The following is an 18,953-nucleotide window of genomic DNA, read 5'->3' on the forward strand; positions in this document are numbered from 1 at the left end:
TCCACGCTCCAGTCCGGCCGGCCGCAAAGCCTGCCGATCCGCTCCGAAAGCCACGCCGGCAAAGGTTCTCCACGATGAAGCGCCGCTCCACCGACAGCGACCAGATTGAAGATTCCATCGCCGACCTGGCGATGGCGCTGGCCGCGTTGCGCACGCCCGAACAGGTGCGCGCCTTCCTGGAAGACCTGTGCACGCCGGCCGAGCTGGAGGCGATGAGCGACCGCTGGCGGGTGGTGCCGCTGCTCAGCGAAGGCGTGCCGTACCGCGAAATTCACGACCGAACCCAGGTCAGCGTGACCACCATCGGCCGCGTCGCGCGGGTGTTCGAACGCGGCGCCGGCGGCTACGCCGCGGCCCTGCACCGACGCGCGGCGCGCCATCGCTGACCGCCGCGCACTTGCTTATCGCGCGTGCCGCCGGCCCGCCGCCTGTCTTCCCCCGTCCCCCGATCTTCTTTCCGAGACCCGTTCATGAGCCCTCCCGCCAGCGCCGCAGCGCGTGACCGCCTGCGCATCGCGATCCAGAAGTCCGGCCGCCTGGCCGAACCGGCGCGCGCCCTGCTCGCGGCCTGCGGCCTGAGCTGGCGCGAAAGCCGCGACCGCCTGTTCTGCTACGGCGAAACCCTGCCGGTCGACCTGCTGCTGGTGCGCGACGACGACATCCCCGGGCTGATCGCCGACGGCGTCTGCGATCTGGGCGTGGTCGGCCGCAACGTGCTGCTGGAACAGGACGGCGACCGCCGCGGCAGCGGCCGCGCGCCGGCGTTCCGCGAATGGCGCCCGCTCGGTTTCGGCGGTTGCCGGCTGGCGCTGGCGGTGCCCGATGCGTGGCAGTGGGAAGGCCCGCAGCAACTGGCCGGCAAGCGCATCGCCACCAGTTATCCGGCGTTGTTGTCGCAATGGCTGGCCGAGCAGGGCGTGGACGCGCAGGTGGTGCTGCTGTCGGGTTCGGTCGAAATCGCGCCGCGTCTGGGGCAGGCCGAGGCGATCTGCGATCTGGTTTCCAGCGGCGCCACCCTCGGCGCCAATCAACTCAAGGCAGTGCAGACGCTGATCGAAAGCGAGGCGGTGCTGGCCGGGCCGATCGACGGCTTCGACGACGTGCGCGGCGAACTCGCCGACCTGCTGCTGCGCCGCCTGGACGGCGCGATGCGCGTGCGCAACAGCAAGCTGCTGATGTTCCAGGCGCCGCGCAGCCTGCTCGACGAATTGCTGCCGTTGCTGCCCGATGCCGAGGCGCCGACGGTGATGCGCCTGGACAGCAGCGACGACATCGCCCTGCAGGCGCTGTGCCACGGCGCGGTGACCTGGCAGCGGCTGGAAGAGCTCAAGCGCGCTGGCGCGCGCGGCCTGATGGTGCTGCCGGTGGAGGGCATGCTGGCATGAGCGGGTTGATGCAGCGCTACGACTGGAACGCGCTGGATGCCGACCAGCGCGCCGGCGTGCTGCGCCGGCCGGCGCAGGAAACCCGTCAGACCACCGCCGATGCGGTCGCGGACATCCTGGCCGCGGTGCGCAGCGAAGGCGACGCGGCGCTGCGCCGTTACGCGGAACGTTTCGACGGCGGCGCGCCGGAGCGCTTCGGCGTCGGCGAGGACGAATTCGACGCCGCGCAGGCATCGCTGTCGCCGCAACTGCGCGCGGCGATCGAGGAAGCCGCCGAGCGCATCCGCCTGTTCCATCAGGCCGGCATGACCCAGCCGTATGAGTTGGACACCGCGCCGGGCGTGCGCTGCGAACGCGTGCTGCGGCCGATCCGCCGCGTCGGCCTGTACGTGCCGGCCGGGTCGGCGCCGTTGCCGTCCACCGCGCTGATGCTGGGTGTCCCGGCGTTGCTGGCCGGTTGCCGCGAAGTCTCGCTGTGCACGCCGCCGCGCCGCGACGGCAGCGCCGATCCGGCGGTGCTGTACGCGGCGCGCTGCTGCGGCATCACCCGCGTGTTCAAGATCGGCGGCGCGCAGGCGATCGCGGCGATGGCCTTCGGCACGCAGAGCATCGGCCAGTGCGACAAGTTGTTCGGCCCGGGCAACGCCTTCGTCACCGAGGCCAAGCGCCAGGTCGCCCTGATCGAAGGCGGCGCCGGCATCGACATGCCGGCCGGTCCGTCGGAAGTGCTGGTGATCGCCGATGCCGGCGCGTATCCGGATTTCGTTGCCGCCGACTTGCTGTCGCAGGCCGAACACGGGCCGGATTCGCAGGTGATTCTGCTCAGCGACGATGTCGCCCTGCTCGATGCGGTCGATGCCGAGTTGGAGAAGCAACTGGCCAAGCTTTCGCGCGCCGACACCGCGCGTGTCGCGCTGCGCTCGTCGCGTTCGATCCGGGTCGATTCGATCGACACCGCCCTGGACGTCAGCAACCGCTACGCGCCCGAGCATCTGATCCTGGCGCTGCGCGACGCGCGCGCATGGTTGCCGGCGGTCGAGGTCGCAGGCTCGGTGTTCCTCGGCGACTTCGCCCCGGAAGCGCTGGGCGACTATTGCAGCGGCACCAACCACGTCCTGCCGACCAGCGGCGCGGCGCGTTACGCCGGCGGGCTCAACGTCGCCAGCTTCCAGGTCGCGATCACCGTGCAGGAAGTGCAGGCGCACGGCCTGGAAGCGATCGGCGGCTGCGCGATGGAACTGGCCGCCGCCGAAGGCCTGGACGCGCACCGCGCGGCGGTGGCGATCCGCCGCGAGCATCTGCGCCAGGGCGTCGGCTCACGCGCCTGAGCGCACCGGATCGATACGATAGGCAACGCGGCAACTCCACGCTTCAAGATCGGGCACGAAGAACCAGACATGATCGACGACAACCCCATGAACCTGTTACGCGAAGACCTGCGCGATTTCGCCGGCTACAGCTCGGCGCGCAGTGAAAAGCGCAGCGGCCGGGTCTGGCTCAACGCCAACGAAGCCGCCTGGCCCAGCGTCGCCGACGGCGAGGGCGCGGTGCGCCGCTATCCCGATCCGCAGCCGCAGCGCTTGCGCGAATGTCTGGCCGAGCTCTACGGCTGCGCGCCGGAGCAACTGCTGGCCGGCCGCGGCAGCGATGAGGCCATCGATTTGCTCGTGCGCGGCTTCTGCCGCCCCGGCGGCGACTCTATCGTGATCACGCCGCCGACCTTCGGCATGTACGCAGTCAACGCGCGCCTGCACGGCACCCGCATCGTGGAAGCGCCCTTGCGCGACACCGCGGAGGGTTTCGCCTGCGATTTCGCCGCGATCGCGGAGGCGGCCGAACGCGAAGCGGCCAAGCTGGTGTTCCTGTGTTCGCCGGGCAATCCCTCCGGCACCTTGTTGCCGCTCGATCAGATCGAAGCGCTGGCCCTGCGCCTGCGCGGCCGCGCGATGGTGGTGGTCGATGAGGCCTATATCGAATTCGCCGACGGCGCCTCGGCCGTGAGCGCGCTCGCGCGCCAGCGCAACATCGCCGTGCTGCGCACCTTGTCCAAGGCGCATGCGCTGGCCGCGGCGCGGATCGGCAGCGTGATCGCCGATGCTGGCGTGATCGCCGCCCTGCAACGTTGCCAGGCGCCGTATCCGCTGCCCACGCCATGCGTGAACCTGGCGCTGCGCGCGCTGGCCGAGGTGCCGCGCAATACCACCAAGGCGCGCATCGCCACCGCGATGAGCGAACGCGAGAAGTTGCTGCAGGCGCTGCGGGCGATACCCGGCGTGCGCCGGGTGTATCCCTCGCAGGCCAATTTCCTGCTCGCGCGCTTCGACGATCCGCAAGCCGCGTTCGACGGTCTGCTAGACGCCGGCGTGGTGGTGCGCGATTTCCGCCACGCGCCGCAACTCGGCGACGCGCTGCGCATCAGCCTGGGCACGCCGGAGCAGAACGCGGCGGTGATCGAAGTGCTGAACCGGGCGGCGCGCGCCTCCTGCGGAGCGGCGGCATGAGCGGGTTGACGCCGATCGTGTTCGTCGATCGCGACGGCACCTTGATCGAGGAGCCGGCCGATTTCCAGATCGACAGCTACCCCAAGCTGCGCCTGGTGCGCGGGGTGATCCCGGCGATGCTGAAGCTGCGCGACGCCGGCTATGAGTTCGTCATGGTCACCAACCAGGACGGCCTGGGCACCGACTCGTTTCCGCGCTGGAGCTTCGACGGCCCGCATCAGCTGATGATGCAGATCTTCGAAAGCCAGGGCATCGTGTTTCGCGAAGTGCTGATCGACACCAGTTTCCCCGCGCAGAACCTGCCCACGCGCAAGCCGGGCATCGGTCTGGCGCTGCCGTTGCTGAAAGATCGCGGCATCGATTGGGAGCGCTCGGCGATGGTCGGCGATCGCGAGACCGACAACGGTTTCGCCGCCAACCTGGGCATCCGCGCGTTCCAGCTGCGCACCGAGCAGTTCGGCGGCGAGTGGGATTGGGCCAGCATCGCCCATGCGCTGGCCGACCGTCCGCGCACCGCGCGGGTGCGGCGCACTACGCGCGAGACGCGGATCGAGGTCGCGGTCGATCTCGATCGCGTCGCCGATCCCAAGGTGCACACCGGGCTGGGTTTCTTCGATCACATGCTCGAACAGATCGGTAAGCACGGCGGCTTCGCGCTTGAGCTGCGCTGCGAGGGCGATCTGCACATCGATGAGCACCACACCATCGAAGACAGCGCGCTGGCGCTGGGGCAGGCGCTGCGCGAAGCGCTGGGCGACAAACGCGGGATCGGGCGGTATGGGTTCGATCCGCGGGCGGGGGTTGGCGGCGAGGCGGTCGAGGCTGAGAGCGAATCCCCCCTTGCCCCCCTTTTTCAAAGGGGGGAAGGCGATTTGGGTGGTGCGCAGGGTGGGAACGGCGAGGTGAGCGATGCGCAGAGCGATGCGAACACGCCGCAAGCGCAGGAATTCGTGCTGCCCATGGACGAAACCCTGGCGCGCGCCGCGCTGGATTTTTCCGGGCGGCCGTATTTCGTGTTCAGCGGCAGCTTCGCGCGCGAGCGGGTCGGCGACTTCCCGACCGAGCTGCTCCCGCATTTCTTCCGCTCACTGTGCGAAACCGCCGGGCTCAATCTGAACCTGAACGTGGAAGGTGATAACGATCACCACAAAATAGAGGCGTGTTTCAAATCGGTGGCGCGCGCACTGCGTCAGGCGATCGCTCGTCAAGGGCGTGAACTGCCGAGCACCAAAGGAGTTTTGTGATGACGGTTGTAGCTGTCATCGATTCGGGGGGGGGGAACATCGGCTCAGTGCGTTATGCATTGGAGCGGCTGGGTGCGCGGTCGATTCTGACCGCGGACCCCGCGACGATCGCCTCCGCCGATCGCGTGATCTTGCCGGGTGTGGGCGCCGCCGCCCCCGCGATGGCAAGACTGCGCGAACTGGAACTGGTCGCGACGATCCGCCGCTTGCAACAGCCGCTGCTCGGGATCTGCCTGGGCATGCAGCTGTTGTACGAGTCCTCGGAGGAGGGCGAGGTCGAGTGCCTCGGGCTTCTACCGGGCCGGATCACCAGGTTGCAACCAGGACCAGGAGTACGTGTGCCTCATATGGGATGGAATCTCCTTCAGAAGCATGAATCGGCCGGCGCGCAGCGCCTGCTTGCCGGCATCGGCGAGCACGACCAGGCCTATTTCGTCCACAGCTATGCCGCGCCACTGACCCCAGACACCCTGGCCAGCGCCAGCTACGGCACCCGCTTCACCGCCGTGGCCGGACGCGGGCGCTGCTTCGGCGCCCAGTTCCACCCGGAACGCTCGGCCGCCGTCGGTTCGCGCCTGCTCGCCAACTTCCTGGCGCTGGAGGCGTGAACATGGGCAACAGCACCTTGTATCCCGCGATCGACGTTCGCGACGGGCGGGTCGTGCGCCTGCACCAGGGCGACTACACGCAGGAAACCCGTTACGAGACCGAGCCGCTGGCCCTGGCCACGCGTTACGCCGAAGCCGGCGCCAAGTGGCTGCACCTGATCGACCTGGACGCCGCGCGCTACGGCGGCTACACCCTGGCGCCGCTGCTGCGCGCGATCACCACCTCCAGCTGGATGCGCGTGCAGACCGGCGGCGGCGTGCGCAGCGAAGCCGATGTCGAGGCCATCATCGACGCCGGCGCCGACCGCGTCGTGGTCGGCTCGCTCGCGGTCAAGGACCCGGACCTGGTCATCGGCTGGCTCAAGCGCTTCGGCTCCGAACGCATCACCATCGCCCTGGACGTGCGCCAGACCGAAGACGGCGCCTGGGAACTGCCGGTCGCCGGCTGGACCGAAGACAGCGGCGTGCGCCTGGAACCTCTGCTCACGCGTTACGCCGCGGCCGGCCTGCGCCATCTGCTGTGCACGGACGTTTCCCGCGACGGCACCATGACCGGGCCGAACCTCGACCTGTACCGGCATATCCACCAGATCGCTCCGGACGTGCAATTGCAGGCCTCCGGCGGCATCCGCGACATCGCCGACATCGTCGCCGCCGACAACGTCGGCTGCAGCGGCGCGGTGCTGGGCAAGGCGCTGATCGAAGGCCGTTTCCAACTCACCGACGCATTGAAGCAGGTACGACGTTGCTGACCACCACACCCTTGAGCCGGCGCATCGTGCCGTGTCTGGATGTCCGCGACGGCCGCGTGGTCAAGGGCGTGCGTTTTCGCGATCACGTCGATATGGGCGACATTGTCGAACTCGCGCTGCGTTATCGCGACGACGGCGCCGACGAGCTGGTGTTCTACGACATCACCGCCAGCCCGCAGGGGCGCAGCGTGGATCGCGGCTGGGTGGAACGCGTTTCGCGCGCGATCGACATTCCGTTCTGCGTCGCCGGCGGCATCCGTTCGGTGGGCGACGCGCGCGGCGTGCTCAACGCCGGCGCCGACAAGATTTCGATCAACACCCCGGCGCTGGAACGGCCCGAGCTCATCGGCGAAATCGCGGATGAGTTCGGCGTGCAGTGCGTGGTGGTCGGCATCGACAGCCTGCGCGATCCCGACGGGCAATGGCGCGTGCGCCAGTACACCGGCGATCCCTCGCGCACCCAGGCCTTGCCTAAGCGCACGCTGGACTGGGTGGTCGAAGCGCAACGGCTGGGCGCGGGCGAGATCGTGCTCAACTGCATGGGCAGCGACGGCGTGCGCAGCGGTTACGACATCGAGCAGCTCAGCGCGGTGCGCGAAATCTGCCAGGTGCCGCTGGTGGCCTCCGGCGGCGCCGGAACCATCGAGCACTTCGGCGCGGTGTTCCGCGAAGCCGATGTCGATGCGGCGCTGGCGGCGAGCGTGTTCCACTCCGGCAGCATCCGCATTCCGGCCCTGAAGCAGGCGTTGCGCGAGCAGGGCGTGCCGGTGCGGGAACTGCACTGATGAGCGCGCTGACGCCGCAGCAGATCGACGCGCTGGACTGGGACAAGCAACTCGGGCTGATCCCGGCCGTGGTCCAGGACGCGTCCACCCTGCGGGTGCTGATGCTCGGCTACATGGACCGGGCGGCGCTGCAGGCCACCCTGGACAGCGGCCACGTCACCTTCTTCAGCCGCAGCAAACAGCGGCTGTGGACCAAGGGCGAAACCTCGGGCAATTTCCTCGACCTGGTGTCGATGGAAACCGACTGCGACCGCGACACCTTGCTGGTACGCGCGCAGCCGCACGGGCCGACCTGCCACCTCGGCCGCGAAAGCTGTTTCCCGAACGCGCCGGGCCATCCGGGCGATGCGCTGTCGTTCCTCGTCGAGCTCGATGACTTGGTGAAGCAGCGCGAACGCGAACGCCCGGCCGGCAGCTACACCACCCATCTGTTCGACAAGGGCGTGCGTTCGATCGCGCAGAAGGTCGGCGAAGAGGGCGTGGAGACCGCCCTGGCCGCGGTGGTCCAGGACGACGCCGCGCTGTGCGGCGAAGCCGCCGATCTGCTGTTCCATCTGCAAGTGCTGTTGCGCGCGCGTGGCCTGTCGCTGGGCGATGCGGTCGCGGTGCTGCGCGCGCGGCACGGGCAGCCGCATCGCGGCCATGCGCCGTCTGAGTGACGCGGCTTTTCGCCGGTGCGGCACAAGCCGTGCTCAACCGAAACGACGTATACAAGCGTAGCGATGCAAGCACACGCAGGTTGAGCGCTCCGAATCGAGCGCTCGATACCGGGCGTTCAATACAAAAACTCGTCGCAGACTGCCGCTTCGGTTGAACCGGTGGCTGTCGTATCTTCGGTTAGCGTCAACTCACGTCGTTTTCGAACGCAGCGCGAGCCAGCCCGCTGATGGTCACCGAGTTGTCGCTGAGGAAGCTCTTCTCGAACCAGTTCAAGGTATTCCACTGATCCTCGACGCCTTTGTGCATGTATTCCTTCTGCAACTCGGAATACGGCGACACCGGGCCGGGGCCGTTCTGCGGAATCTGGTTGTTCTGCTTCTTGTCCAGATACACATCGACCATGATGCCGCCGACGATGTTGTTGGACTTCTCGGTCTCCCAGCGCGCGCGCAGATAATCCGCGCCGATCGCCAGGTTGGTGTCGTAGAAGTGTCCCGGCGTCCAGCGCAGATCGCGCAGTTCCTCGAAGGCGGCCTGGATATTGCCGGGATGACGGTCCATCGCGCCTTTGATGTAGGCATCGACCTTGCCGCGATCTTCCGGCGCCCATTGGGTGGCGGTGGTCTTGTAGTCGTCGATCGCGCCCTGGACCAGTTCGCGCGTCGCCGCCGGATCGTCGGCGTGACGGTCCATGATGGCCTTGCCGAACTGATCGACCAGTTGCGCGACGGTGGGTTCGCGCTGGGTTTTTTCGCGACCGGGCAGTTGCAGGATCTGCAATTGCACCTCGACCTCGACGGCTTTTTCGATCGCGACGCGATCGTCGGCGAGATCCGACGGGCTGGCGCCGTTCTTGACGTCGAGTTCGTATTTCGCGATCGCCTTGTCCGTCGCCTCGGCGGCGGTCGGCGGTTCTTCCGGGATGGGACGTTGCCGGTATGCGGTCACCGGCATCGAAGCGTCGATGGGGTTGAGCATGGGAGACTCCACGCGTGGGTGGGTGTGACTACGCTAGTGCATTCGCGCGCCCGCGACCATTGGGGCCGACCCTAGGAAAAAGTCGCGAAAAGCGCTGATACAGCTAACATTTTGACGATTTCAGCAAATCGCATCGGGCAATGCGCAAGCGCTCGGCGGCGATGCCGGAACCGGCGGCCGCGAGGCGCGGGCGCGGCGGCCTGCGCGGTGCGCGCAGGCATAATGACCGCATCGTTTCGGAGCCTGCCATGCGTCTGTCCGCCATCGCCGTCGCACTGTCGTACCTGTTCGTCCCGATCGCCTTGGCCGAGTCGCTTCCGCCGCCGTGTCAGGGCGGCAGCGTGTTCGAGGACCGCAACGGCAATGGCCGGCGCGACCCGGGCGAACCGGGCATGGCCGGGCAGCGCGTCTCCGACGGCGAAACCATCGTGCGCACCGATGCGCAGGGCCGCTACACGCTGCCGCTGCGCGACCGTCGCAGCCAGTTCCTGATCAAGCCGGCCGGCTATCGCGTCGCCGCGCGCGGCGACAGCGGGCTGCCGGATTACTGGCTCAACGCGAGCTTGAGCGCACCGCCGCCGCTGAAGTACGGCGGCATGCCGCAGGCCGCGCCGAGCTGCCGCGACTATGCGCTGGTGCCGCAGCGGCGCGGCGGCGGCCCCGATCTGCGCGTGCTGGTGTTCGCCGATCCGCAGACCAAAAGCGCGACGGATGTCGATTACTACCGCCGCGATATCGTCGAGCCGCTGCTGGCGCGGCGCGAAGGCAAGGCCGCCGTCGCCGATCTGGGCCTGAGCCTGGGCGACATCACCCACGACGATCTGTCGCTGTATCCCAAGCTCAACGCGGTCACCGCCAGTCTCGGCGTGCCGTGGCTGCATGCGCCCGGCAATCACGACCTGGATTTCGACGCCACGCGCGATGAAGACTCGCTGTTGAGCTATCGCCACATCTACGGCCCCGACACCTATGCCTGGGAAGAGCCGCAGGCGAACTTCGTCGTGCTCGACGACGTGGTGTATCAGCCCGGCACCAAGCCCGACTACATCGGCGGCCTGCGGCCGGATCAGTTCGCCTTCCTCGAAAGTTATCTGGCCAGCGCGGACAAGCGGCGTTTGCTGGTGTTGGCCATGCATATCCCGTTGTTCGACGCCGCGCCGGGGCGGGAGACGTTTCGTCATGCCGATCGCCAGCGTTTGTTCGATCTGTTGCGCGAGTTCCCGCATGTGCTGGTGCTCAGCGGCCACAGCCATGCGCAGCGCCATGTGTTCCATGACGCTTCGGTGGGCTGGAAGGGCGCCCAGCCGCTGCACGAATACAACGTCGGCGCGGCCTGCGGCGCGTTCTGGTCGGGCGTGAAGAACGCCGACGGCATTCCCGACGCCACGATGGGCGACGGCACGCCGAACGGCTATGCGCGGCTGCAGGTGAAGGCCAGCGCTCAATACGAATTGAGCTGGTACCCAGCGAAAACCAAGGCCAAGCCGCTCGCGCAAGCGACCGCCGGCACCGAGACGATCCAGAACCGGGTGATGAACCGGTACATGAGCCTGTACGCGCCAAAGACGTTGCGCCGCGGCTCCTATCCGATCCGCGGCGTGTACGCGAACGTGTTCATGGGGCGCGACGACAGCCGGGTCGAGTACCGCCTGGACGACGGCGAGTGGAAGCCGATGAAGCGCATCGATCAGCCCGATCCGGCGTTGCAGGCCGAGAATGCGCGCGACGATGAAGCCACGAGCCTGCGCGGCTACGACCGCGCCGCGGTCGCCACGCCGAGCGCGCATCTGTGGAACGCGCCGCTGCCGACCGACCGCGCCGCGGGCGAGCATGCGATCGAAGTGCGAGTGTTCGACGCCTGGCAGGGCGAGCAGCGTCTGCGCACCTCGTATCGTCTGCTGGAGGCCGCGCCGTGAGTCCGACGCCGAAAGGGCCCGCGGACGATTTGCCGGTGCTCGAGTTCGAAGACTCGGCCGCATTCGAGCGTTGGCTGGAAACTCAAGCCGACGGCAAAGGCGTTTGGCTGAAAATCGCCAAGAAAGGCCAGACGGTGGTCACGGTGAACTACGAGCAGGCGCTGGACGTGGCCTTGTGCCACGGCTGGATCGACGGCCTCAAGCGCGGCCTGGACGAGGTGTATTTTCTTCAGCGCTTCACGCCGCGACGGCCCAAGAGCCTGTGGTCGAAAATCAATATCGGCAAGATCGAGAAGCTGATCGCGGCCAGCCGCATGCGCGAAGGCGGGCAGCGCGAGATCGATGCGGCCAAGGCCGACGGCCGCTGGGACGCGGCCTACGATTCGGCGAGCAAGATCGAAGTGCCGGAGGATCTGGCCAAGGCTCTGGCCAGCCAGCCCAAGGCGCGCAAGTTCTTCGAGACCCTGGACAAGACCAATCGCTACGCGGTGCTGTGGCGGGTGCAGACCGCGAAGAAGGCGCAAACGCGCGCGGATCGGATAGAGAAGCTGGTGGCGATGCTGGCGCGCGGGGAAAAGATTCACGGTTGAGCCCGAGCCGCCACGCACCAAGCCCCTCTCCCGCCTTGCGGGAGAGGGGGTGGGGTGAGGGCCCGCCTCGCTCCATACGCCCAACCCCCGCCAGGAATTGACGCGGGATTTACGCCCCGCGCCCACCCGCGCATAGCGCCTTTACGCCAGGTCTTCCTACAGTGAACTCCAAGGCGCGCCACCCCGAGCGCGCAGTGAGTCCCGACGTGTCGATCCTGATTCTGCGCGGCCCCAACGCCGGCACCGCCGTCGATTCGATGGTCCCGCCGCTGGCCGGCGAAGTGCGCGCGACCCTGGTCGAACGCGCCGCCGACGCCGGCAAGGCGATCGCGGTGCGCAGCTGCCGCAACGAGGGCGAGCTGATCGAATGCCTGCGCGGCATGCGCGCGGCCAACGCCGAACTGCTGCTGCTCGACCCGGGCGCCTGCCTGCCGGTCAGCGATAACCTGCGCGGCGCACTGGAGCAGTTGTCGGTGCCGTACATCGAAGTCCACGACGACGACATGAACGCGCTGGAGCCGTCGATCGCGCCCGATTGCGGCCAGCGCCTGCGCCTGATCCACGGCTACGCCGCGCAGAGCTACACGCTGGCGCTGGCGATCGCGCTGGAACACCTGGGTTGCGCGGAAAGCGGCAACGACGTCCACGTCGGTACCTGAGCCGCGGCACCGCCATGAGCGCGCATTACTTCTATTTCGCCGACTACGAAATCCTGGTCGGCGGCCGCTTCATCGTGTGGGGCCAGACCACCCTCGATTACGCGCCGGCCGAGCCCGGCGCCTTCGATCCGGCCGAACTGCTCAACCGCATCCGCTCTCAGGCCGCGAACGAACACGGCGTGGAGCGCGATGAGGTGCGGGTGCGCAATCTGAGCCGGTTGTAAGCGGCGTCATGCAAAAGATCGCGGCTCGCGCCGCTCCTACGTGTCGCCGTAGGAGCGGCGCGAGCCGCGACTGCGCAAGATCACCTGCGGCGGATGCGATATTCGCCAGCCGAAATCAGACCTCGATCTGGTCGAACGAGGTCGCGCGCGGATGATCGTTGGTGGCCGCGCCTTCGCGCGGCGTCGGGTAATCGTCCAGGCGATCGATCAACACCGTTTCCAGTCCGGCCTCGCGCGCGGCGTCGAGTTCCTCGATCACGTCGGACAGGAACAGGATCTCGTGCGCGGGCAGGCCGATCGATTCGACGATGCGTTCATAGCTCGCCGCCTCGCGCTTGCCGCCGACTTCGGTGTCGAACCAGCCCGAGAACAGCTCGGTAAGATCGCCGGCGTCGCTGTGGCCGAACAGCAATCGCTGCGCGGGCACGCTGCCGGAGGAATAGACGTACAGGCGCAGGCCCTGATCCTTCCACTGGCGCAGCGCCGGCGCCGCGTCGGGGTACATGTGCGAGGTGAAATCCGCGCTCTTGTAGCCGTCGGCCCAGATCATGCCTTGCAACGCCTTGAGCGCGGTGTGCTTGCGGTCTTCGTCGATCCAGCCCTGCAGCACTTCGACGATCACCGAATCCTGGCAGGCGCCGCCGTTCTCCAGCGCGACCGTGTCCAGCCACTTGCGCACGCCCGGCTCGCGGCCACGGGTGGCGACGAAGCCCGGCAGGGCGCGGCGCGCGTACGGAAACAGGACGTCCTTGACGAAGGAGATCGAACTGGTCGTGCCTTCGATGTCGGTGAGGATGGCGCGGATGGGCATAGGGCTAGAAATCAGTGGGCAGGAGTGAGTAGAGAGTGGGAAGCATAAACAGCTGAGCAAACGATTGGGGCAGGATAAGGAAAATAGAGCGAGCTTTTTACTCGTTCCTCACTCCTCTCACTCACTGCTCAGCCTCAAGCCGCCTGACCCTTCTCATACCGGGGAAACTGCTGCGCCAGATCGCTGCCGGTGAAATGCCCCACCCAGCCGTCCGGCTCGGTGAAGAAACGGATCGCGACGAAGCTCGGCTGCGGGCCCATGTCGAACCAATGCAGGGTGCTGTCGGGCACCGAGATCAGATCGCCGGCCTCGCACTTGATCTCATAGACGTTCGGCTCGACGTGCAGGGTGAACAAGCCCGAGCCGGCGACGAAGAAACGCACTTCGTCTTCCTTGTGATAGTGCTCGTCCAGGAACTTGCTGCGCATCGCTTCGCGCTGCGGGTTGTCCGGGGCGATGCTGACCACGTCCACGGTCTTGAAGCCGCGCTCGGCGACCAGGCGGTCGATGTCGCCGCGATAGGCCTGCATGATCGCTTCGGGACTGTCGCCCGGCTTGACCGGCTGGGTCGCGCGCCATTGCTCGAAGCCCACGCCGATCTTGGCCAGCTCCTGCGCGATCTGCGCCTGATCGGACGTGCTCAGGTTCGGGGTGTCGGGCTGGTCTTGTGGGAAAATGCGCAGCCGGCTCATCGCTGCAGCCTCCTGAGTTCGAGTTCGCATCCCAGCAGGAATTCGAACGCCTCCAAGTGGCGTCGGGCTTCGGGCATGTCGCGGCCCCAGGCGTACAGGCCGTGGCCGTCGATCAGGTAGCCCCACATCGCCTGCCTGTCGAGCGTGGCATCGACCTGGGCGGCGAGGGTGGGCATGTCCTGGGTGTTGGGGTAGACCGGCAGGTCCAGCTCCGTTTCATGCGTGGTGGTGCCGGCGAAGGCTTTCAACAGCTCATAGCCTTCCAGGTGCACATGGCCCTGGCCGGCGTACAGGCGCGAGGCCACGGTCTGGGTCTGCGAATGGGTATGCAGGACGCAGCCGATCTCGGGGTAGCGCTTGTACAACTGGGTGTGCAGCAGGGTCTCGGCCGAGGGGCGGTGGCTGGTGGCGACCGGCTGGCCGTCCAGGTCCACGACCATGATGTCGGCCTCGGTCAGCCGGCCCTTGTCGCGGCCGGAGACGGTAATGGCGACGTTCTGGGCGTCGATGCGGCGCGAGAAATTGCTGCTCGTGGCCGGAGTCCAGCCGCGCTGCGACAACTCGCGCACGTTGACGATGATCTCGCCGGCGCAATGGGCGAGGCGTTGCGGATCGTAGGGCAGGGCGCTGTTCATGGGCCAAGTTTAGCGCCCGGACGTGTCGCTTGCCTCGTTTCTGCGGCAACGCAGCGTTGCCGCGGGGCCGGGATCGGGGCGGCCGGGGCCGCTGCCCGAATCCCGGCGGATCGGCTATTGCCGGTTCTGCCGGGCCAGCTTGCTGTGGCGCATGCTGTAGGCGAAATAGATCACGAAGCCGATCAGCGTCCACACCGCCATCAGCATCCAGTTGTGCGCGGTCATGGTGGACAGCAGGATCAGGCAGCTGACGATGCCGGCCAGGCAGATCGGCCAGGCGAAGGGAATGCGGAACGGACGCGGCAGGTCGGGCTGGGTGCGGCGCAGGATCAGCACGCCGGCGCAGACCGCGGCGAAGGCGATCAGGGTGCCCATCGAGGTCATGTCGCCGAGGATGTCGAGCGGGAACAGCGCCGCCAGCAGGGCGATGCCGATGCCGGTGATCACCGTGTTGATGTGCGGGGTGCGGTACTTGGGATGGATCTTGGTGAACACCGGCGGCAGCAGGCCGTCGCGCGCCATGATCATGAAGATGCGCGGCTGGCCGATGATCATCACCAGCACTACCGACGACAGCCCGACCAGGGCGCCGACCTCGACCACCACCCGCAGCCAGTTCAGGCCTGGATGCCCGGCGATCGCGGTCACCACCGGTTCGTCGGTGCCCAGGGTGCCGTACGGCGCCAGGCCGGTCATCACCGCGGCCATGCCGATGTACAGCACGGTGCAGATCGCCAGCGAGGCGATCATGCCGATCGGCATGTCCTTCTGCGGCTTGTGCGATTCCTGCGCGGCCACCGACACCGCTTCGAAGCCGATGTAGGCGAAGAACACCATCGAGGCCCCGCGCAGCACGCCTTCCCAGCCGTATTTGCCGTGGCCTTGCGATTCGGGGATGAACGGGTGCCACAACTCGGGATTGACGTACTTCCAGCCGACCACGATCACCAGCACGATCAGGCCCGATTTCAGCAGCACCATCGCCATGTTCATGGCCGAGGACTTGCGGATGCCGACATAGCACAGCCAGGTCAGCAGCAGCACGATGATCGCCGCCGGGACATTGGCGATCGCGCCGGTCGGGCGCAGCTTGGCGTCCAGCGGCGCCTGCACCAGCGCCGCCGGCAGGGTTATGTCGAAGTGTTGCAATAGACTCAGGAAATACCCGGTCCAGCTGACCGCCACCGCGGAGGCGGATACGCCGTACTCCAATATCAGCATCCAGCCGATGAACCACGCGGCCAGTTCGCCCAGGGTGGCGTAGGTGTAGGTGTAGGCGCTGCCCGAGACCGGCACCATCGCGGCGAATTCGGCATAGGCCAGCGCGCAGAAGGTGCAGCAGATCGCGGCCAGGACGAACGACAGCATGATCGCCGGGCCGGCATGCTCGGCCGCGGCCTTGCCGGTGATCACGAAGATGCCGCCGCCGATGACCGCGCCGATGCCCAGCGCGGTCAGGCCCCAGGGCCCCAGCGTGCGGTGCAGGCTCAGCCCTTCGGCCTCGGCGTGGGCGGCGTGCGGGTGTTTGGTCGCCCGAAGTTGTTCCAGCATGCGTTTGGTCCTGGTGCTGCTTGCGGCCCGCGCCGACGATCTTCCATTCCGTCATTCCCGCGAACGCGGGAATCCAGGGCCTTTGGTGCGCGAACCTTTGAAGTCGCCCGATCCCCGCGTTCGCGGGAACGACGATCAAAAGCCCGCAGGCCTGATGACTCGAATCCGATCGCCGATGCGATGCCCGTTACGTGAAATGGAAAAAGGCCGGCGGTTATTTCCGCCGGCCTTTGGATTGCTTCGTGCCGGTCAAGCCGCCGCGTTTGCGGCCTTGCGCAGCTTGCTGTTGCGGTAGCCGTAGATGATGTAGATGAACACGCCGATCGCGGTCCAGCCCACCATCAGGCGCCAATGCTCGGCGAAGGCCTGCCAGAACAGGAACAGGCACGCGGCGGCGCCGAGCGGGCAGACGATGAAGGGGAACGGCACCCGGAACGGACGCTGCAGGTCGGGGCGGGTATAGCGCAGCACCAGCACGCCGATGCAGACCGTGGCGAAGGCCAGCAGGGTGCCCATCGACACCAGCTCGCCGAGCACGCTGATCGGGAACAGGCCGGCCAGGACGCAGGCGAAGATGCCGACGATGATCGTGCCGATGTAGGGCGTCTGGAACTTCGGATGCACCTTGGAGAAGATCTTCGGAATCAGGCCGTCCTGCGACATCGTGAAGAAGATGCGCGGCTGGCCCATCAGCATCACCAGGATCACCGAGGACAGGCCGGCCAGCGCGCCGATCACCACGATGAAGCGCAGCCAGTTCAGCGCCGAATAATTGCTGAGCGCGGTGGCGACCGGCTCGGGCGTGTTGAGGGTGCGGAAGTCGGCGATGCCGGTCAGGGTCAGCGAGACCAGGATGTACAGCACCGTGCAGATCGCCAGCGAGCCGAGGATGCCGATCGGCATGTCGCGCTGCGGATTCTTGGCTTCGCCGGCGGCGGTGGAGACCGCGTCGAAACCGATGTAGGAGAAGAACACGATCGCCGCCGCGCGGGTGATGCCTTCCCAGCCGAACTTGCCCGGGCCCTCGTTTTCCGGAATGAACGGGGTCCAGTTGTCCGGGTTGATGTACTTCAGAGCGAACGCCAGGAACAGCAGGATTACGATCAGCTTGATGGTGACGATGATCGAGTTGACGAAGGCCGACTGGGTCACGCCGACGTAGCACAGGCCGCTGAGCGCGGCGACGATGCACACCGCCGGCAGATTGATCAGGGTGCCGGTGGCCTGGATGTGACCGTTGACGAATTCATACGGCGCCGACGCCAATGCCTTGGGCAGCGATATGTCCGTGCCTGTCCATCCGCCGACTAAATGCAATAGCTCGCTGAAATAACCCGACCACCCGACCGATACGGTGGAGGCCGCGAACAGATACTCCAGCACCAGGTTCCAGCCGATGAACCAGGCCACGCCCTCGCCGAGGGTCGCATAGGAATAGGAGTAGGCGCTGCCCGAGACCGGCAGCATCGCCGCGAACTCGGCGTAGCACAGGCCGGCCAGGGCGCAGGCGAAGCCGGCGAGCATGAAGCTGATGACGACCGCCGGGCCGGCATGTTGCGCCGCCGCCTGGCCGGTGAGGACGAAGATACCGGCACCGATCACGCCGCCGATGCCCAGCATCACCAAGTGTTTGGAAGTCAGTGCGCGCTTGAGCGAATCTTCGCCGCCCAGACTGCCGTGGACTTCCCCGGCGTCTACATGCGGCGCGGCTTGCACCGGCTTGGTGATGAACAGGCCTGTCGACATCGAACTCCCCTCTCTCTCGTAAGAAGTGATCTGTACCCGTCGTTCTGGCGACGACGATGACCGGCCTCCAGAGCGGGGCGGCGGGCCACCTTAACCTAGTGTTGAAATGGGCGGCAAGCGGACACGGTCATGGTTCCTGCGGCCATAATCACAGTCCGTATCACCTGCCGAGCACCTTTTTACGCATGTCCGCGAAACATTCCGACGCCATAGGCGAACTTCGTTCCAATCTCATCGAATATGCGCGACTTTGGCCGGAAGAGGCCGAACATACGCAGCCGTTCCTGGAACTGCTCGACGAAGCGCTGCAGGCCGACCATGGGCCCGATGGCGCGGCCGCGGGCGCCGGTGGCGCATCGCAGCATGCGACAGCGGGCGCCGCCGACCCGTTTATGCGCGAGCGCCTGGCCGGCCATTTCACCGGCGGCGCCTGGCTGATCGACCGCGCCGGCCGCCGCGTCCTGCTGACCCATCACCGCAAGCTGGGCCGCTGGCTGCAACTGGGCGGCCACGCCGACGGCGACCGCGACCTCGCCCAGGTGGCCCTGCGCGAAGCCGAGGAAGAGTCGGGCCTGACCGGCCTGTCGGTGGACCCGGACTTGTTCGACCTGGACCGCCACTGGATTCCCGAACGCCGCGAAGTGCCGGGGCATTGGCACTACGACCTGCGCTACGTCGTGCGCGCCGGCGACAACGAGGACTACGTGGTCAGCGAGGAATCGCTGGACCTGGCCTGGCGCGAGATCGCGGAACTGCTCGAGGATCCGGGCAGCGACGACTCGATGCGGCGGATGGCGCGCAAGTGGTTGGCGCGCGTGCCGAGCTGAGCTGATCGCGACGGCGCCGATTGATCGTCGTGCGCATGTCAGCGTCATCTTTCAAGATCGTCATTCCTGCGAAGGCGGGCCCTGCTTTACTTCGGCGGAGCCGAACATCCAGAGACTTCAGCGCCATCGTTCCAGAACGTCATTCCCGCGAAGGCGGGAATCCAGAGACTTCAGCGTCATCCTCCCAGCACGTCATTCCCGCGAACGCGGGCTCCGCTTTACTTCGGCGGAGCCGAACATCCAGAGACTTCAGCGTCATCCTCCCCGAACGTCATTCCCGCGAAGGCGGGAATCCAAAGACTTCAGCGTCATTCCCGCGTTCGCAGGAATAATGACGAGCAAAAGCGCGGTTGCATCCTGCCACCACGCTCACCCGCAAACACCAAGCC

At 67.1% G+C, this 18,953-nt stretch carries 20 protein-coding genes; 14 read left to right on the forward strand and 6 right to left on the reverse strand.

The genetic code is table 11. From position 1 onward, the window contains the following. Positions 1-74 precede the first annotated feature (74 nt). The 9 genes from LG3211_RS08855 (at position 75) to hisIE (ending at position 7,934) form a co-directional block, all read left to right on the forward strand. Positions 75-386: a YerC/YecD family TrpR-related protein gene (locus LG3211_RS08855; RefSeq protein ID WP_057942509.1), complete on the forward strand. Its 312-nt coding sequence runs from the start codon at positions 75-77 to the stop codon at positions 384-386. Positions 387-470: 84 nt separating this feature from the next. Beyond that, the gene (gene hisG / locus LG3211_RS08860; protein ID WP_057942510.1) at positions 471-1,385 is read left to right on the forward strand and encodes an ATP phosphoribosyltransferase; all 915 of its coding nucleotides are present in this window, start codon (positions 471-473) and stop codon (positions 1,383-1,385) included. Positions 1,386-1,393: 8 nt separating this feature from the next. Beyond that, positions 1,394-2,713 (forward strand): histidinol dehydrogenase, encoded by a 1,320-nt coding sequence (gene hisD / locus LG3211_RS08865; protein WP_057945373.1) that lies wholly within the window; start codon positions 1,394-1,396, stop codon positions 2,711-2,713. A 69-nt stretch (positions 2,714-2,782) separates the two neighbouring features. Beyond that, a complete protein-coding gene (gene hisC / locus LG3211_RS08870; protein WP_057942511.1) occupies positions 2,783-3,886 on the forward strand; it encodes a histidinol-phosphate transaminase in 1,104 nt (367 codons plus the stop codon). 5 nt (positions 3,887-3,891) lie between these two features. Further along, positions 3,892-5,130, forward strand: coding sequence for a histidinol-phosphatase (hisB, locus tag LG3211_RS08875; RefSeq protein ID WP_057945374.1), 1,239 nt, complete (start codon positions 3,892-3,894; stop codon positions 5,128-5,130). Next, positions 5,130-5,738: an imidazole glycerol phosphate synthase subunit HisH gene (gene hisH / locus LG3211_RS08880; protein WP_057942512.1), complete on the forward strand. Its 609-nt coding sequence runs from the start codon at positions 5,130-5,132 to the stop codon at positions 5,736-5,738. The genes hisB and hisH overlap by 1 nt, the downstream gene beginning before the upstream one ends. A gap of 2 nt (positions 5,739-5,740) precedes the next feature. Further along, complete coding sequence (hisA, locus tag LG3211_RS08885; protein ID WP_057942513.1) at positions 5,741-6,490, forward strand: 1-(5-phosphoribosyl)-5-[(5-phosphoribosylamino)methylideneamino]imidazole-4-carboxamide isomerase; 750 nt, start codon at positions 5,741-5,743, stop codon at positions 6,488-6,490. Further along, positions 6,484-7,275 carry an imidazole glycerol phosphate synthase subunit HisF gene (hisF, locus tag LG3211_RS08890; protein ID WP_235109723.1) on the forward strand — a complete coding sequence of 264 codons (792 nt, stop codon included), beginning with the start codon at positions 6,484-6,486 and terminating at the stop codon, positions 7,273-7,275. The genes hisA and hisF overlap by 7 nt, the downstream gene beginning before the upstream one ends. Beyond that, positions 7,275-7,934, forward strand: a complete 660-nt coding sequence (gene hisIE / locus LG3211_RS08895) for a bifunctional phosphoribosyl-AMP cyclohydrolase/phosphoribosyl-ATP diphosphatase HisIE (protein WP_057942515.1) — start codon at positions 7,275-7,277, stop codon at positions 7,932-7,934. The genes hisF and hisIE overlap by 1 nt, the downstream gene beginning before the upstream one ends. Before the next feature lie 184 nt (positions 7,935-8,118). On the opposite strand, the gene LG3211_RS08900 is transcribed toward hisIE, so the two are convergent. Continuing rightward, positions 8,119-8,913 carry a hypothetical protein gene (locus LG3211_RS08900; protein WP_148648807.1) on the reverse strand — a complete coding sequence of 265 codons (795 nt, stop codon included), beginning with the start codon at positions 8,911-8,913 and terminating at the stop codon, positions 8,119-8,121. Between the two features lie 248 nt (positions 8,914-9,161). On the opposite strand from LG3211_RS08900, the gene LG3211_RS08905 reads away from it, so the two are divergent. The 4 genes from LG3211_RS08905 (at position 9,162) to LG3211_RS08920 (ending at position 12,302) form a co-directional block, all read left to right on the forward strand. Next, positions 9,162-10,829 carry a calcineurin-like phosphoesterase C-terminal domain-containing protein gene (locus LG3211_RS08905; protein WP_057945375.1) on the forward strand — a complete coding sequence of 556 codons (1,668 nt, stop codon included), beginning with the start codon at positions 9,162-9,164 and terminating at the stop codon, positions 10,827-10,829. 35 nt (positions 10,830-10,864) lie between these two features. After that, positions 10,865-11,419, forward strand: a complete 555-nt coding sequence (locus tag LG3211_RS08910; RefSeq protein WP_237049859.1) for a YdeI/OmpD-associated family protein — start codon at positions 10,865-10,867, stop codon at positions 11,417-11,419. Between the two features lie 194 nt (positions 11,420-11,613). Next, positions 11,614-12,078 (forward strand): type II 3-dehydroquinate dehydratase, encoded by a 465-nt coding sequence (locus LG3211_RS08915; protein WP_237049860.1) that lies wholly within the window; start codon positions 11,614-11,616, stop codon positions 12,076-12,078. Positions 12,079-12,092: 14 nt separating this feature from the next. After that, a complete protein-coding gene (locus LG3211_RS08920; RefSeq protein ID WP_187313158.1) occupies positions 12,093-12,302 on the forward strand; it encodes a hypothetical protein in 210 nt (69 codons plus the stop codon). 115 nt (positions 12,303-12,417) lie between these two features. Here the strand turns inward: LG3211_RS08920 and mtnC are convergent, their stop codons facing one another. From mtnC to LG3211_RS08945, 5 genes are all read right to left on the reverse strand, one after another. Continuing rightward, positions 12,418-13,113, reverse strand: a complete 696-nt coding sequence (mtnC, locus tag LG3211_RS08925) for an acireductone synthase (RefSeq protein WP_148648808.1) — start codon at positions 13,111-13,113, stop codon at positions 12,418-12,420. Positions 13,114-13,247: 134 nt separating this feature from the next. Continuing rightward, complete coding sequence (locus tag LG3211_RS08930) at positions 13,248-13,805, reverse strand: 1,2-dihydroxy-3-keto-5-methylthiopentene dioxygenase (RefSeq protein WP_057942519.1); 558 nt, start codon at positions 13,803-13,805, stop codon at positions 13,248-13,250. After that, on the reverse strand, positions 13,802-14,440 hold the full coding sequence (locus LG3211_RS08935) for a methylthioribulose 1-phosphate dehydratase (RefSeq protein ID WP_057942520.1): 639 nt from the start codon (positions 14,438-14,440) through the stop codon (positions 13,802-13,804). Before LG3211_RS08935 ends, LG3211_RS08930 begins: the two co-directional genes overlap by 4 nt. A gap of 114 nt (positions 14,441-14,554) precedes the next feature. After that, complete coding sequence (locus LG3211_RS08940; RefSeq protein WP_057942521.1) at positions 14,555-15,991, reverse strand: amino acid permease; 1,437 nt, start codon at positions 15,989-15,991, stop codon at positions 14,555-14,557. A gap of 249 nt (positions 15,992-16,240) precedes the next feature. Further along, entirely contained in the window at positions 16,241-17,737 is a 1,497-nt protein-coding gene (locus LG3211_RS08945) for an amino acid permease (RefSeq protein WP_057942522.1), read from the reverse strand. A 185-nt stretch (positions 17,738-17,922) separates the two neighbouring features. On the opposite strand from LG3211_RS08945, the gene LG3211_RS08950 reads away from it, so the two are divergent. After that, positions 17,923-18,564 carry an NUDIX hydrolase gene (locus LG3211_RS08950; protein ID WP_057942523.1) on the forward strand — a complete coding sequence of 214 codons (642 nt, stop codon included), beginning with the start codon at positions 17,923-17,925 and terminating at the stop codon, positions 18,562-18,564. Positions 18,565-18,953: the final 389 nt, after the last annotated feature.

The organism is Lysobacter gummosus, assembly GCF_001442805.1.
In the GTDB taxonomy this organism is placed as follows: Bacteria; Pseudomonadota; Gammaproteobacteria; order Xanthomonadales; family Xanthomonadaceae; genus Lysobacter; species Lysobacter gummosus.

Bases quoted from the DNA above. Each gene is read 5' to 3' on its own strand.
- hisC (WP_057942511.1), top strand. From the start codon at position 2,783: ATGATCGACGACAACCCCATGAACCTGTTACGCGAAGACCTGCGCGAT.
- mtnC (WP_148648808.1), bottom strand. From the start codon at position 13,113: ATGCCCATCCGCGCCATCCTCACCGACATCGAAGGCACGACCAGTTCG.
- LG3211_RS08935 (WP_057942520.1), bottom strand. From the start codon at position 14,440: ATGAACAGCGCCCTGCCCTACGATCCGCAACGCCTCGCCCATTGCGCC.
- LG3211_RS08920 (WP_187313158.1), top strand. From the start codon at position 12,093: ATGAGCGCGCATTACTTCTATTTCGCCGACTACGAAATCCTGGTCGGC.
- hisG (WP_057942510.1), top strand. From the start codon at position 471: ATGAGCCCTCCCGCCAGCGCCGCAGCGCGTGACCGCCTGCGCATCGCG.
- LG3211_RS08940 (WP_057942521.1), bottom strand. From the start codon at position 15,991: ATGCTGGAACAACTTCGGGCGACCAAACACCCGCACGCCGCCCACGCC.
- LG3211_RS08930 (WP_057942519.1), bottom strand. From the start codon at position 13,805: ATGAGCCGGCTGCGCATTTTCCCACAAGACCAGCCCGACACCCCGAAC.
- LG3211_RS08905 (WP_057945375.1), top strand. From the start codon at position 9,162: ATGCGTCTGTCCGCCATCGCCGTCGCACTGTCGTACCTGTTCGTCCCG.
- LG3211_RS08900 (WP_148648807.1), bottom strand. From the start codon at position 8,913: ATGCTCAACCCCATCGACGCTTCGATGCCGGTGACCGCATACCGGCAA.
- LG3211_RS08945 (WP_057942522.1), bottom strand. From the start codon at position 17,737: ATGTCGACAGGCCTGTTCATCACCAAGCCGGTGCAAGCCGCGCCGCAT.
- hisA (WP_057942513.1), top strand. From the start codon at position 5,741: ATGGGCAACAGCACCTTGTATCCCGCGATCGACGTTCGCGACGGGCGG.
- hisH (WP_057942512.1), top strand. From the start codon at position 5,130: ATGACGGTTGTAGCTGTCATCGATTCGGGGGGGGGGAACATCGGCTCA.
- hisD (WP_057945373.1), top strand. From the start codon at position 1,394: ATGCAGCGCTACGACTGGAACGCGCTGGATGCCGACCAGCGCGCCGGC.
- hisIE (WP_057942515.1), top strand. From the start codon at position 7,275: ATGAGCGCGCTGACGCCGCAGCAGATCGACGCGCTGGACTGGGACAAG.
- LG3211_RS08950 (WP_057942523.1), top strand. From the start codon at position 17,923: ATGTCCGCGAAACATTCCGACGCCATAGGCGAACTTCGTTCCAATCTC.
- LG3211_RS08855 (WP_057942509.1), top strand. From the start codon at position 75: ATGAAGCGCCGCTCCACCGACAGCGACCAGATTGAAGATTCCATCGCC.